We start from the raw sequence: 14421 nt of genomic DNA, 5'->3' as shown, positions 1-14421 counted from the left end.
GCGGGCGGCCTACGGTGGTCGGCATGCAGACCACCACCGACGTCGACCTGACCACGCGCGCGACCACCGTCCTGCGGCGGCTGGTCGGGCGCGAGGACGCCGACTTCCGCGACGGGCAGCTCGAGGCGGTGCTCGCGATCGTCGAGAGTCGCCAGCGGGTGCTGGTGGTGCAGCGCACCGGGTGGGGCAAGTCGGCCGTCTACTTCGTCTCGACGGTGCTGCGGCGCGAGCAGGGGTCCGGTCCGACCGTCATCGTCTCGCCGCTGCTCGCACTCATGCGCGACCAGATCGCGGCCGCCCAGCGGGCCGGCATCCGCGCGGTGTCGATGAACTCGGCGAACGCCCAGGAGTGGGGTGAGGTGTCGGCCGCCCTCGCCCGCGACGAGGTCGACGTGCTGCTGGTGAGCCCGGAGCGGCTCAACAACCCGCGCTTCCGCGACGAGCAGCTGCCCGACCTCGCCCGGCGGTGCGGCCTGCTCGTGGTCGACGAGGCCCACTGCGTCTCGGACTGGGGTCACGACTTCCGACCCGACTACCGCCGCATCCGCGACCTGCTCCAGACCCTGCCGACCGGCACCCCGGTGCTCGCGACGACCGCGACGGCGAACGCCCGGGTCGTCACCGACGTCGTCGAGCAGCTCGGGGTGGGCGGCCACGACGTCCTCACCCTGCGCGGCGGCCTGGCCCGCGACTCGCTGCGGCTCGGCGTGATGCGCCAGACCTCGCCGGAGCAACGGCTGGCATGGCTGCTGGCGCACCTCGACGGCCTGCCCGGCTCCGGGATCATCTACGCCCTGACGGTGTCCGGGGCCGAGGACGTGGCAGCCGCCCTCCGCGAGGCCGGGCACGAGGTACGCGCCTACACCGGGCGCACCGATCCGGCGGACCGCGAGCAGCTCGAGACCATGCTGCGCGACAACCGGGTCAAGGCCCTGGTGGCCACATCAGCGCTCGGCATGGGGTTCGACAAGCCCGACCTGGGGTTCGTGCTCCACCTGGGGGCGCCGTCGTCGCCGGTCGCCTACTACCAGCAGGTCGGCCGCGCGGGCCGTGCCACCGACCGCGCCGACGTGCTGCTGCTGCCCGGGCCGGAGGACAAGGAGGTGTGGGCCTACTTCGCGTCCGCGTCGATGCCGCGCCAGGAGCAGGCCGACGCCGTCCTGCGAGCCCTCGGCGAGAGCGGCCGGCCCCTGTCGACCGCGGCCCTGGAGACCATCGTCGACATCCGCCGCACCCGGCTCGAGCTGCTGCTCAAGGTCCTCGACGTCGACGGCGCGGTGCAGCGCGTGTCCGGCGGGTGGGCCTCCACCGGCCAGCCCTGGACCTACGACGCCGAGCGCTACGAGCGGGTCGCGCAGGCGCGGGTCCGCGAGCAGGAGCTGATGGTCGCCTACGAGCGCACCGGTGAGTGCCGCATGGCGTTCCTGCAGGAGTCGCTGGACGACGACAGCGCGGCCCCCTGCGGGCGCTGCGACGGCTGCGCCGGCCCGTGGTTCCCCACGGAGGTGCCCGACACCGCCGTCACCACGGCCCGGGGGCGGCTCGAGCGCGCCGGCGTCGAGCTCGAGCCCCGAGCCCAGTGGCCGACGGGGATGGACCGGCTCGGCGTGCCCGTCAAGGGCCGGATCCCCGCAGAGGAGTCCATGCAGGCGGGGTATGCCGTGGCGCGGCTGACAGACCTCGGGTGGGGCCAGCGGCTGCGCGAGCTGCTCCGCTCGCCCGACGCGCCGGTCGACCCGGCCCTGCTCCGGTCCTGCGTGCCGATCCTGCGGGACTGGGGCTGGCAGGAGCGCCCCGTGGCGGTGGCGGCGGTCCCCTCGCGGACGCGCCCGCAGCTGGTCGAGTCCTTCGGCCATGGCCTGGCCGAGATGGGCCGGCTCCAGTGGCTCGGCCCGCTGCAGCTGGTCGACGGCGGCCCGGTGGGCGAGGCCGGCGGGAACAGCGCCTTCCGGCTGGCGAACGTCTGGGAGCGGCTGGGCCTCGACGCCCAGCAGCACCGGGCGGTGAGCGAGCTCACCGGTCCGGTGCTGCTGGTGGACGACCTCGCGTCGTCGCGGTGGACGCTCACCGTCGCGGCGCAGGTCCTGCGTCGCGCGGGTGCGTCCGGGGTGCTGCCCTTCGTCCTCGCCCTGGAGGGCTGAGGCAGGGCGGCCACGACCCGGGTCTCAGGCGGCCTGGGCCTCGGGGTTCAGGGCCACGAGCGCCTCGACGGCGGCGAGCAGGCGGCCCACCACCTCCTCGTCGCCGAGCACGTCGACGTCGATCGAGGTCTGGGAGAAGGCGATGTCCTCGGGGGCGATGGCCCCGGCGATGGTGGCCGAGCGACGGGCGTGCTCGTGCGCCCACCGGCCGCCGTACGGGGTCGGGGTGACTCCCACCACAGCGAAGGGCTTGCCCTTGATGGCGCCGACGCCGTAGGGCCGCGACAGCCAGTCGATGGCGTTGTTCAGCACCGCGGGCATCGTGCCGTTGTACTCGGGTGTCACCGCGAGGACCCGGTCGGCGCCGGCCACGAGGTCCCTGAGGGCCTGGGCCGGAGCCGGGACGGCACTGCCGTCGAGGTCCTCGTTGTAGAACGGGATCTCGCCGAGGCCGTCGGCGATCTGGACGACCGCGCCCTCGGGCGCGCGCTCGACGACCTTCTCGGCGATCCGGCGGTTGAGGGAGTTGGCACGAAGCGAACCGACCAGGACGACGACGCGGGTGCTGGGCATGAGGGGCCTTTCAGGTGGGGGGGAATCCTGCACCCCACCACAACCGGACCGCGGTCCGGTTTATTTCCCGCCCGGGTCCGGCAGTCGCCACCCTAGGATCTGGCGCATGAGCCAGGTGCCGCTCCCCCTGCTCGAGGGGCCGCCCGTCGAGCGGCGCGACGCCGCGCGCAACCGCGAGGCCCTGCTCGTGGCGGCCCGCGAGCTCATCGAGCGGTGCGGGGTCGACGCGGTCACGATGGAGGCCGTCGCCCAGGCCGCGGGCGTGGGCAAGGGCACGGTCTTCCGCCGGTTCGAGAGCCGTGCCGGCCTGATGGGGGCGATGCTCAACTTCCGCGAGCAGGAGTTCCAGGGCCGGGTCGTGTCAGGACCGCCTCCCCTCGGCCCCGGGGCCCCGGCCATGGAGCGGCTCGTCGCCTTCGGCCGCGAGCGCCTGGCCTACAACGTCGAAGCGGCCCGCCTCATCGAGGCAGCCGGACGGATCGGCCGGCACGCGGCCGGGGTGCGCTCGTTCAGCGCGCTCCACCTGGCCCACCTGCTCGGCGAGCTCGGGGTCACCGGGGACCGGGGCTTCCTCGCCCTAGCCCTGCTGGCACCCCTCGAGGCAGCCGCCCTCGACCGCCCTGGCGGCACCGAGTCCCTGGACGACCTGTCCGTCGACGACTTCGCGCGGGCCTGGGTGGACCTCGTCCACCGGGTCGTCACCGGGGACCCCGCTCCTGCCTGACCTGCTGGACCCGGGTGCCGACCCGCCGGACTCGAGGGCTGCTCCGCCGGCCGGGACGGGCAGCGGGACGGTGAGGAGGGGCAGGAACAGCTGCACGACCGGCCCGATCGCCAGGGCGTAGAGGATGGTGCCCACGCCCACCACCCCACCCATCCCCCACCCCACGGCGAGGACGGTGAGCTCCAGGGAGGTGCGCACCAGGCGCACGCTCCGGCCGGTCCGCAGCACCAGGCCCGTCATCAGCCCGTCCCGTGGGCCGGGTCCGAACTGGCTGCCGATGTAGAGCGCGCCGGCCAACCCGTTGAGCACGATGCCCCCGAGCAGCAGGGCCACCCGCCAGCCGAGAGCCTGCGGACGCTGCAGCACGGCCAGCGCCGCGTCGGTCGCGAGGCCGATCACGACCACGTTCGCGATGGTCCCGAGGCCGGGCCACTGCCGCAGCGGCACCCAGGCCAGCAGGGCGACGGCCCCGACGACGATGACGACGGTGCCGAAGCTCAGGGACACGTGCCGGACGATTCCGGAGTGGAACACGTCCCAGGGGTCGAGCCCCAGCCCGGCGCGGATCATCATCGCCATCGAGACCCCGTAGAGCACCAGCCCCGTGGACAGCTGGGTGAGCCGGCGGGTCAGGCGCCCGGCGGCGAGCTGCTGGAGCGGGGAGAGCGGGGCGAGCGAGGTGCGGGTCACGGCCCAAGACTGGCCTCAACTGGCCTGTTTCGACAGAGCCAATTCTGGCAAAGTGGCATGCATGGCCTCCCGCACTCTCTCCGCGCGCCGTCTCGTCCCGCTCCTCGGGACCGCCCTGGAGGCCACCCCGGCCTACCGCGGGCTCGCGGACGCGCTGCGCCTGCTCGTGGCGGACGGGCGAATCCCGGTGGACAGCCGGCTGCCGAGCGAGCGCGAGCTGTCCGCCGTGCTCGGGGTGAGCCGGACCACCGTGACCCGCGCGTATGCCGAGCTGCGCGACCGCGGCTACCTCACCTCCCGGCAGGGCTCCGGCAGCGTGACCGCCCTCCCCGACGACCTGCCCAGCCCGCGGCAGGGCACGGCGCTGCACCCCCACGACGAGCAGACCTCGGGTGGCGTCATCGACCTGACCTGCGCCTCCATGAGCGCCCCGCCCGGCACCGTCGCGGCCTACGAGACCGCAGTCGCCGAGCTCCCCCGCTACCTCGCAGGCACGGGGTACCACCCGCTCGGCGTCGCCCGGCTGCGCGAGGCGATCGCGCGGCGGTACACCGAGCGCGGGGTCGCCACGACCGCGGACCAGGTCATCGTCACCAACGGGGCCCTCGCCGGCCTGGCCCTCGCCTGCCGCGCCCTGCTGGCCCCGGGCGACCGCGTCGTGCTCGAGAACCCGACCTACCCCAACGCCATCGAGGCAGTCCGGCACGCGGGGGCCCGGCCCGTGGCGCACCCGGTGTCGCCGGGCAGCTGGGACGTCCCCGCCTTCGAGGCGACCCTGAGGCAGACGGCGCCGCGCGCGGCATACCTGCTCCCGGACTTCCACAACCCCACCGGCACCCTCCTGGGTGAGGAGCACCGGGCCGCGGTGGGTGCGGCGCTCGCCCGGACCCACACCGTCGCCGTGGTCGACGAGACGCTCGCCGAGCTGGCCCACGACCCGGCCCTGGAGATGCCGCGGCCCTTCGCGGCACACCACGCGCGGACCGTCACCCTGGGCAGCGCCAGCAAGGCGTTCTGGGGCGGCCTGCGGATCGGCTGGGTCCGCGCGCCGCGCGACCTCGTCGCTCCGCTGCTCAGCGCCCGCCTGACCCTCGACCTCGGCGCCCCGGTGCTCGAGCAGCTCGTGCTGGCCGAGCTGCTGACCCGCCGCGAGGAGGTCCTGGCCCACCGTCGGGCGGCCGTGGTCGGGACCCGGGACGCGCTCGTGTCCGCCCTGCGGGACCGGTTGCCGCAGTGGCGGTTCCGCGTGCCCCAAGGGGGTCTGTGCCTCTGGGTCGAGCTGCCCGAGGCCCTGTCCACGCCGCTGTGCGCCGCGGCCGACCGCCGGGGACTGGTCCTCGCACCGGGCTCGCAGTTCGGCGTCGACGGGGGCATGGACCGCTGGCTCCGGCTCCCCTTCACCGGGCACGCGCCGGACGTCGTCGCCGAGGCCGTGGACCGGCTGGCCGCCGCCTGGGACGAGGCGGCAGCGGGACGGGTCGGCCGCGTGAACCGGTCGCCGCTGGTGGCCTGACGGCCCGCTAGGGTCGGCCTGTGACGGAGCAGAGCCCCCCTGACCTCGACCCGCTCGCCGACCTCCTGCAGACCCTCGACCTCCAGGAGCTCGGGACCGCCAGGATCACGGTGGAGGGCGTCGGCGACACGACGACCGACCTCGGCGAGTCGGGCGCGACGGTCTTCCTCGGGCGCAGCCAGAAGATGCCGCACGGTCGCGTCTTCGGCGGCCAGGTGCTCGCGCAGTGCATCATCGCGGCCGGCCGCACCATGGACACCGTCGACGACGGCGGGGGCCCCCGGCACATCCACTCGCTGCACGGCTACTTCATGCGGCCCGGCGACGACACGAAGCCGATCCGCTTCGCCGTGGAGCGGATGCGCGACGGCAACTCGTTCTCGACCCGCCGCGTGCATGCCCTCCAGGACGGGTTGCCGATCCTGTCGATGATCACCTCCTTCCAGCGGGACGCCGGCGGCCTGGACCACCAGGACGTCATGCCGCGGGTCCCTGCGCCGCAGGAGCTGCCGTCGCTCGCGGACCGGTTCGGTGGCGTCGACCACCCCGCGGCGAGGCACCTGCTCCGCCGCCCGGTCGAGCTGCGCCACGTCCAGGGTGACGTCTTCGCCGAGCCGAGCGCCGACCGGGTGGCCCGCCAGGACGTGTGGATGAAGGCGGTCGGGCGCCTGCCCGCCGACCCGCTGGTCCACGCGGCCGTGCTGGCGTACGCCAGCGACTACACGCTGCTGGAGTCGGTGCTCCGCCGGCACGGCCTGGCCTGGTCGGACCGCCGGCTCCGTCCCGCCAGCCTCGACCACGCGATGTGGTTCCACCGCCCGGTGCGGACCGACGAGTGGATGCTCTACAGCCAGGAGTCGCCGTCCGCGTCGGGCGGCCGGGGGCTGGGCCTGGGGCGGATCTTCGCGGCCGACGGCACCCTCGTGGCGACCGTGGCCCAGGAGGGCATGGTGCGCGTCAAGGAGTCCTGACGCCCCTCGCCCGACGACTCGCCCCGGGGCGATTCGTGACACTTCGGTCACCTTCCGCCGCACCGCGTGGAAGCCGAGGGCGGCGCGTGACACTTCTGGCACGTATCGCCCCCGGGACAGGACAGGACCACGGCAGCCGCGCGTCAGGTCCCGTTGCCGTTGTGGCCGATCCGCACGATCGCGGCCGTGCCGGGCGGCAGGTGCAGGCCGCCGGGGCGGGCCTTGGTCTGCTCCGGCTCCCAGGCGAGGACCACCTCGTCCGGGGTCGCGTCGAGCGGCACCGTCCACCGGGACTCGGAGAGGTTGACCACGACCCGCAGCGGCCCACGGCGCACCACCAGCCAGCCGTCGCGCTCGTCGGCGTCGACCTCGACGAGGTCGAGCCGGCCGTCGCCGAGCTCGGCCCGGTCGCGGCGCAGGGCGATGAGGTCGCGGTACCACTGCAGCAGCCTCGCGTGGTCGCTCTCGTGCGGCTCGGCCCAGTCGAGCTGCGAGCGCCGGAAGGTGCGCTCGTCCTGCGGGTCAGGGACATCCTCGGCGGCCCAGCCGTGCTCGGCGAACTCGGCCCGGCGCCCTTCGGTGACCGCCTCCCCGAGGGCCGCGTCCTCGAAGTCGGTGAAGAACTGGAACGGCGTCGTGGCGCCCCACTCCTCCCCCATGAACACCATGGGCGTGTAGGGCGAGGTGAGGTAGATGGCCGCGCCCGCCGCCTGCCGCGACAGTGGGATCGTGGCCGAGATCCGGTCCCCCACGGCGCGGTTGCCGACCTGGTCGTGGGTCTGCAGGTAGGCGAGGAACCGGCGTCCGTCGGTGTGGGCGCGGTCCACCGGTGCACCCCACCGCTCGCCACGGAAGGTGGAGTAGCAGCCGTCGTGCAGGAACGCCCGGGTCAGCGTCTTGGCGAGGACGTCGAGCGGGCCGCCCTCGGGCATCGCGGGGCTGTTGCCGGCGAAGTCGCGGTAGTAGCCCTGCGTCTCCCCGGTGAGCGTCACGTGCAGCGCGTGGTGCACGTCGTCGTCCCACTGGGCCGTCATGCCCAGGCCACCCTCGGCGGTCGGCGTGACCATGACCGGGTCGTTGAGGTCGCTCTCGGCGATGAGGGCGAGCGGACGCCCCAGCCGCTGCGACAGGTCAGCGACCTCGTCGGACAGCTGGGCCAGGAGGTGCCGGTCGGAGTCGTCGTGCAGCTCGTGCACGGCGTCCAGGCGCAGGGCGTCGACGTGGAAGTCGGCGAACCAGCGCAGCGCGTTGTCGACGATCCACCGCCGGACGTGGAAGCTGCCCTCCCCGTCGAGGTTGAGGCCCTGACCCCACGGCGTCTCGTGGCGGTCGGCGAAGTACGGCCCGAACTGCGACAGGTAGTTGCCGACCGGGCCCAGGTGGTTGTAGACGACGTCGAGGCAGACGCCCAGTCCGACCGCGTGGCACGCGTCGACGAACCGCTGCAGCGCCACGGGTCCCTCGTAGACGTCGTGCACCGACCACGGCCCGACGCCGTCGTAGCCCCAGTTCCAGCGCCCCGGGAAGGCGGCGAGCGGCATCAGCTCGACGACGTCCACGCCGAGCTCGACGAGGTGGCCCAGGCGGCGCTGGGCGGCGTCGAGCGTGCCCTCCGGGGTGAAGGTGCCCACGTGCAGCTCGTAGACCACGCCCCCGAGGATCCCGTCGCCCTGCAGCGGCCCGGCCCAGGTGGCGTCGCGCCACTCGTGGGCGGACGCGTCGAACCACCGGCTGGGCCCGTGCACGCCGTGCGGCTGCCAGGCGGACCGCGGGTCGGGCAGCGCGTCGCCGTCGTCGAGCCGGAACGCGTAGTCGAGCGGGGCACCCTCGGGCAGCCCCGGGCCGAGCCAGCACCACCAGCCGTCGCCCTTGGCCTGCATGGGGTCGGTGGCGCCTGCGCCGGTCGTCGCCCACTCGATCTGCACGCCCTGGGCCCACGGCGCCCACACGGTGATCTCGGGACGGCTCAGCGCCTCGCGCGTCTCATGAGTGGTCATCGCGCCCAAGGCTGCCATGCCGCACGAGCAGCGCGACCGGGAGGTCGGCGAGCACGCGGGACAGACGCACGCGGCCCGCACCGTCGGCACCGGCAGCCTCCCCTGCGGCCACGACCACCCGGCCGGTGACGGCGTCCTGCCACTCGCCCGCCGGCAGCGAGAGGGTCGCCTCTCCCCAACCACCGGAGGCGGCGAGGCGCCCGGCGAGCCGGGTCGCGACCGCGACCGCCCCCGCACCGTCGTGGTCACCACGGGCGAAGGCGACGGCGTGCGGGCTGGACGCGGGCACGGCGGCATACGTGCTGTCGGGGCCGGTGAACCACCCGGGCCGCTCGCGGCGCAGCCGCAGGGCGGTGGAGGTGACGAGCAGCTTCTCGGCGTCGAGGTCGTCGGGTCGCTCGCCGCGGTCGAGCCGCGACAGCAGGTCGGCGCGGCGCGCGTAGTCGATGGGCCGCCGGTTGTCGGGGTCGACGAGCGAGAGGTCGACGAGCTCGCTGCCCTGGTAGACGTCGGGGACGCCGGGCATGGCGAGCTGGACCAGCTTCTGGCCCAGGACGTTGGCGCGGAACGACTCCGCCGTGGCCGCGACCCAGGACTCGACGTGCCGGACCACCGTGGGGTCGCGCGTCACCCCGTCGACGAAGCGCCCGACGGCCTGCTCGTATGCCGGGTCCTGGGCGGTCCACGTCGTGTGCAGCTTGGCCTCGCGCACCGCCTTGGTGGCGTACTCGGCGAGCCGCTCGGTGCTGACCGGCCACGCGCCGACGAGGGTCTGCCACAGGAGGTACTCGGTCGCGGCGTCGAGCCGCGCCCCGCGGTGGTCCGCGGCCAGCTCGCGGGCGGTGCGCACCCACGAGGCCCAGCCGTCGGGGTCCTCGGAGAGCACGGCCAACCGGGCCCGCACGTCCTCGCTGCGCTTGGTGTCGTGGGTCGACAGGGTGGTCATGGTCAGCGGCCAGGTCGCCAACCGGTGGGTGGCGTAGTCGTGGAACGCTCGTGGCGGTGCCCCGACCTCGCCGGGGTCGCCACCGACCTCGTTGAGGCCGGTCAGCCGGACGTACCGGTAGAACGCGGTGTCCTCGATGCCCTTGGCCATCACCGGCCCGGTGGTCTGCTGGAACCGTTGGACGAACTCGTGCCGCGCCTCGTCGGAGTCGGCGTACGCCTCCTGCAGCCGGCCGCCCCGCGCGAGCTGGGCGATGACGCGCAGGTTGAGGTGGTCGCGCTCGGCGAGGAGCTCGAGCGCCCGCTCCTCCGCGGCGGTCACCACGTGCGCCTGGCCCAGGTCGGCGGGGACGCCGTCGCCGAGGTAGGCGCGGTAGCGGTCCATCGCCACGAGCAGGGCCCCGAGCGCCCGGCGGAGCGACTCGACGTCGTCCCACGGCAGGGCGCTCTCGACCAGCCGCATCAGCCGGTTGACCTCGGCGGCCTGGACCTCGGCGACGACCTGCTGCTTGGCGGCGGTCACCATGGCGCCGAGGTCCTGGGGCCGGCCGAGCAGCTCGGTCGACAGCGCGGAGAGCCGCTCGCCCGCACCCGGGTCGTGGAACAGCTGGGCGACCCGGAGCAGGGCGTCGTACCCGGTGGTGCCGGCGCAGCGCCAGTACCCGGGGAGCTCCTCCTCTCCCTCGAGGATCTTCTCGGCGACCACCCAGGCGTCGCCGGTCGCGTCGGCGAGGCGCTCGAGGTAGCCGGCGGGGTCCGCGAGCCCGTCGGGGTGGTCGATCCGGAACCCGTCGACGTGGCCCGCGGCGAAGGCGTCCAGCAGCAGCCGGTGGGTCGCGTCGAAGACGTCCGGGTCCTCGACCCTGATCGCAGCCAGCGACGTCACGTCGAAGAAGCGCCGGTAGTTGAGCCTGGTGCCGCCCTCGCGCCAGTCCGCCAGCCGGTAGTGCTGGGCGGCGAGCAGCTCGGGCAGGTCGAGCTCCTCGGTGCCCTCGGCGACCGGGAAGGCGTGGTCGTGGTAGCGGACGACCCACTCGTCCCCGTGGGGGCCGCCGTCACGGCTGACCGTGAGCTCGCCCGAGGCGAGTACCTCCGCGAGCGGGGCGCCGAGCACCGGCACCAGGACCCGCCCGTCCTCGGCCTCCCAGTCCACGTCGAACCAGTGCGCGTGCGGCGACCCCTGGCCACCGGAGAGCAGCGACCACCACGGGGCGTTGAGCCACGCCGGGGTCGGGGTGGCCATGTGGTTGGGGACGACGTCGACGATGATGCCCAGGCCGAACAGCGCCAGGGTGCGGCTCAGCCGGACGAACTCGCTGCCCCCGGCCTCCTGGTTGTACCGGGTGTGGTCGACGACGTCGTAGCCGTGCGTCGAACCGGGTGCCGGCTGCAGGATCGGCGACAGGTAGGCGTGCGAGACGCCGAGGTCGGCGAGGTACCGCGCCTGCTCGGCGGCCTGGTCGAAGGTGAACCCCGAGTGGACCTGCAGGCGGTACGTGGCTGTGGGGATGATGCGGCCCGCCCCCGGCCGGTGACGCGGGGCATGGCCGGGGTCGTCGCCTGGGGCATGGCCGGGGTCGTGACCGGGGGCGTTCGCCCCGTCGGCCTGCGCCCCCGGCTGGTGGCCGCCGTTCGCGTCACCCACCGTCATCGCCGGATCACCGAGGCTCCCGCCGGCGCACCCGCCTCCACCTCGTGGGGGCAGCACAGCACGACCACACTGCGGCCCTGCGCCGTCACCGTGTCGCCCGGGTCGAACACCGACTCGTCGACCGTCTGCGCCGCCGTGTCGATCACGGTGGTCCAGTGCTCGCCGTAGTCCGCATCCGGCAGCGTGAAGGCGATCGGGTCGTCGGAGCCGTTGAACATGACGACGAAGTGGTCGTCGACGATCGGACGGCCACGCACGTCGGGTTCGGGGATCGCCTGGCCGTTGAGGAAGACGGACATCGCCTGGGCGTAGCCGTTGCTCCACGACGACTCGTCCATGTGCTGGCCGCCGGGCTCGAACCAGGCGATGTCGCCCACCTCGCTCTCGCCGCCGTGGTCGGCCGAACCGGCGAAGAACCGGCGCCGGCGGAAGACGGGGTGGTCCGCGCGCAGTTGCACGAGCCGGCGGGTGAAGGCGAGGAGGTCGAGCTGCTCCTCGCCGAGGTCCCAGTCGACCCAGGTCAGCTCGTTGTCCTGGCAGTACCCGTTGTTGTTGCCCTGCTGGGTCCGGCCGAGCTCGTCGCCGTGCAGGAGCATCGGCACCCCCTGCGAGAGCAGCAGGGTGGTGAGGAAGTTGCGCTGCTGCCGCAGCCGGAGGGCCACGACGTCCGGGTCGTCGGTCGGCCCCTCGACGCCGCAGTTCCACGAGCGGTTGTGGCTCTCGCCGTCGTTGTTGTCCTCGCCGTTGGCCTCGTTGTGCTTCTCGTTGTAGGACACCAGGTCCCGCAGGGTGAAGCCGTCGTGGGCGGTGGCGAAGTTGATCGAGGCGATGGGCTTGCGGCTGTTGTGCTCGTACAGGTCGCTCGACCCGGTGATGCGCGACGCGAACTCGCCGAGGGTCGACGGCTCACCCCGCCAGAAGTCGCGGACGGTGTCGCGGTACTTGCCGTTCCACTCGGTCCACAGCGGAGGGAAGTTGCCGACCTGGTAGCCGCCGTCACCGACGTCCCAGGGCTCGGCGATGAGCTTGACCTGGCTGACCACCGGGTCCTGCTGCACCAGGTCGAAGAAGGCCGACAGCTTGTCGACCTCGTGGAACTGGCGCGCCAGGGTCGCGGCGAGGTCGAAGCGGAAGCCGTCGACGTGCATCTCGGTGACCCAGTAGCGCAGCGAGTCCATGATCAGCTGCAGCACGTGCGGGTGGCGCATCAGCAGGCTGTTGCCGGTGCCGGTCGTGTCGTAGTAGTGCGACGCGTCGCCGTCGACGAGCCGGTAGTAGGCGGCGTTGTCGATGCCCCGGAAGCACAGCGTCGGCCCGAGCTGGTTGCCCTCGGCGGTGTGGTTGTAGACGACGTCGAGGATCACCTCGATGTCGGCCTCGTGCAGCGCCTTGACCATGCCCTTGAACTCGGCCACCTGCTCGCCGCGGGTGCCGTATGCCGCGTAGCCGTTGTGCGGCGCGAGGAACCCGATGGTGTTGTAGCCCCAGTAGTTGTGCAGGCCCTTGTCGCGCAGGGTGAAGTCGTCGACGAACTGGTGCACGGGCATGAGCTCGACCGCGGTGACCCCGAGGTCCTTGAGGTGCTGGATCGTCACGGGGTGGGCCATGCCGGCATACGTGCCGCGGATCTCCTCGGGCACCTCCGGGTGGAGCTCGGTGAGCCCCTTGACGTGCGCCTCGTAGATGACCGTGTCGTGGTACTCGTGGCGCGGCTGGCGGTCCTGGCCCCAGTCGAAGAACGGGTTGATCACCACGGAGTACATGGTGTGGGCGCCGCTGTCCTGGGTGTTGGCCTTCTCGGGCTCGTCGCTCGGGTCGTCGAAGTCGTAGGAGAACAGCGACTGGTCGCCGTCGGCCATGCCGTCGATGGCCTTGGCGTAGGGGTCGAGCAGCAGCTTGGCGGGGTTGCAGCGGTGGCCGGCGGCCGGGTCGTAGGGGCCGTGCACGCGGTAGCCGTACCGCTGTCCCGGCTGCAGGCCGGACAGGTAGCCGTGCCAGACGAAGCCGTCCACCTCCGGCAGGTCGACGCGGGTCTCGGTGCCGTCGTCCTCGACGAGGCACAGCTCGACGCGGGTCGCCACCTCAGAGAAGAGGGCGAAGTTGACGCCGGTGCCGTCGTACGTCGCCCCCAGCGGGTAGGCCTTGCCTGGCCAGATCTCCATGTGTTTCCTTGCTGTGGGTCATGCGGTGGTGGTCGGTCCGTCCCCCGGAAACCCTAGTCGCGAACCGCGGCGCCGCCACCGACGCCCACCCTGCGCAGGTAAGCGGCCGCTCAGTAGAGTGCAGCCAGGTCCGGGCGCGGTCGTCGCGCCGACCACCGACCCATCACGACGGAGGACCCATGAGCACCCAGCGCGTCGCAGTCGTCAGCGGAGCAGCCCGCGGCATCGGGGCGGCCACCGCCCTGCGCCTGGCCAAGGACGGCAACGCCGTCGCGGTGCTCGACCTCGACGAAGGGGCCTGCGCCGGCACGGTCGAGGCGATCACCGCAGCGGGTGGGCGAGCGATCGCGGTCGGGGCCGACGTGAGCAGGGCCGACCAGGTCGAGGCGGCCGTGAAGCGTGTGGCCGAGGAGCTCGGGGCACCGACGATCCTGGTCAACAACGCCGGCATCATCCGCGACAACCTGATCTTCAAGATGACCGAGGAGGACTGGGACGCCGTCATCGCCGTCCACCTCAAGGGGGCCTTCCTGCTCACCCGGGCCGTGCAGGCGTACATGACGCAGGAGAAGTACGGACGCATCGTCAACCTGTCCTCGTCCTCGGCCCAGGGCAACCGCGGGCAGGCCAACTACTCGGCCGCCAAGGCGGGGCTGCAGGGCTTCACCAAGACCCTGGCCATCGAGCTCGGCCGGTTCGGGGTGACCGCGAACGCCGTGGCGCCGGGCTTCATCCAGACCGACATGACCGCCTCGACGGCGGAGCGGATCGGCGTGCCGTTCGAGGACTTCATCAAGCACTCGGCCTCCCAGATCCCGGTGCAGCGGGTGGGGCAGCCGGAGGACATCGCCGCCACGATCTCGTTCCTCTGCTCGGAGGAGGCCGGCTTCGTCTCCGGCCAGGTCATCTACGTCGCCGGCGGACCGCTCGACTGATATGTAGTCGCATCCTGTCAAGTGGGCAGGGTGAGGCGCCGCCGGCTGGGTTGTCGGCGGCGCCTCTGCGTTCACGCGGGTTGGGTGTCCGGGGCGGCGTGTCAGGTCGACGCGCGGTC

9 protein-coding genes and 1 pseudogene are annotated in these 14421 nt (G+C 73.3%); 5 read left to right on the top strand and 5 right to left on the bottom strand.

The window, feature by feature from the left end:
• Positions 1–23 precede the first annotated feature (23 nt).
• Positions 24–2141, top strand: a complete 2118-nt coding sequence (locus ACYVDO_RS15890; protein WP_460937658.1) for a RecQ family ATP-dependent DNA helicase — start codon at positions 24–26, stop codon at positions 2139–2141.
• Positions 2142–2165: 24 nt separating this feature from the next.
• Here the strand turns inward: ACYVDO_RS15890 and ACYVDO_RS15885 are convergent, their stop codons facing one another.
• Positions 2166–2714 carry an NADPH-dependent FMN reductase gene (locus ACYVDO_RS15885; RefSeq protein WP_460937656.1) on the bottom strand — a complete coding sequence of 183 codons (549 nt, stop codon included), beginning with the start codon at positions 2712–2714 and terminating at the stop codon, positions 2166–2168.
• On the opposite strand from ACYVDO_RS15885, the pseudogene ACYVDO_RS15880 reads away from it, so the two are divergent.
• Positions 2713–3024: pseudogene (locus tag ACYVDO_RS15880) on the top strand (TetR/AcrR family transcriptional regulator); the annotation flags it as partial. The gene ACYVDO_RS15885 and the pseudogene ACYVDO_RS15880 overlap by 2 nt on opposite strands.
• Before the next feature lie 267 nt (positions 3025–3291).
• Here ACYVDO_RS15880 and yczE read toward each other — a convergent pair.
• Positions 3292–4128, bottom strand: coding sequence for a membrane protein YczE (gene yczE / locus ACYVDO_RS15875; RefSeq protein WP_460937654.1), 837 nt, complete (start codon positions 4126–4128; stop codon positions 3292–3294).
• A gap of 61 nt (positions 4129–4189) precedes the next feature.
• On the opposite strand from yczE, the gene yczR reads away from it, so the two are divergent.
• Both yczR and ACYVDO_RS15865 read left to right on the top strand, forming a co-directional pair.
• Positions 4190–5641, top strand: coding sequence for a MocR-like transcription factor YczR (gene yczR / locus ACYVDO_RS15870; protein WP_460937652.1), 1452 nt, complete (start codon positions 4190–4192; stop codon positions 5639–5641).
• A gap of 20 nt (positions 5642–5661) precedes the next feature.
• The gene (locus ACYVDO_RS15865) at positions 5662–6612 is read left to right on the top strand and encodes an acyl-CoA thioesterase (protein ID WP_460937650.1); all 951 of its coding nucleotides are present in this window, start codon (positions 5662–5664) and stop codon (positions 6610–6612) included.
• Positions 6613–6755: 143 nt separating this feature from the next.
• Here the strand turns inward: ACYVDO_RS15865 and treZ are convergent, their stop codons facing one another.
• From treZ to glgX, 3 genes are read right to left on the bottom strand one after another with little or no spacing between them, the layout of a single operon-like run.
• The gene (gene treZ / locus ACYVDO_RS15860; RefSeq protein ID WP_460937648.1) at positions 6756–8609 is read right to left on the bottom strand and encodes a malto-oligosyltrehalose trehalohydrolase; all 1854 of its coding nucleotides are present in this window, start codon (positions 8607–8609) and stop codon (positions 6756–6758) included.
• Positions 8596–11205 (bottom strand): malto-oligosyltrehalose synthase, encoded by a 2610-nt coding sequence (gene treY / locus ACYVDO_RS15855; protein WP_460937646.1) that lies wholly within the window; start codon positions 11203–11205, stop codon positions 8596–8598. The genes treZ and treY overlap by 14 nt, the downstream gene beginning before the upstream one ends.
• The gene (gene glgX, locus ACYVDO_RS15850; RefSeq protein ID WP_460937644.1) at positions 11202–13367 is read right to left on the bottom strand and encodes a glycogen debranching protein GlgX; all 2166 of its coding nucleotides are present in this window, start codon (positions 13365–13367) and stop codon (positions 11202–11204) included. The genes treY and glgX overlap by 4 nt, the downstream gene beginning before the upstream one ends.
• 179 nt (positions 13368–13546) lie before the next feature.
• Between glgX and fabG the strand changes: the two genes are divergently transcribed.
• Positions 13547–14302, top strand: a complete 756-nt coding sequence (gene fabG, locus ACYVDO_RS15845; protein WP_460937642.1) for a 3-oxoacyl-ACP reductase FabG — start codon at positions 13547–13549, stop codon at positions 14300–14302.
• Positions 14303–14421: the final 119 nt, after the last annotated feature.

The organism is Phycicoccus ginsengisoli, assembly GCF_054779295.1.
Note: the sequence above shows the minus strand (reverse complement) of the source record. Positions and strands in the feature narration are given on the sequence as shown.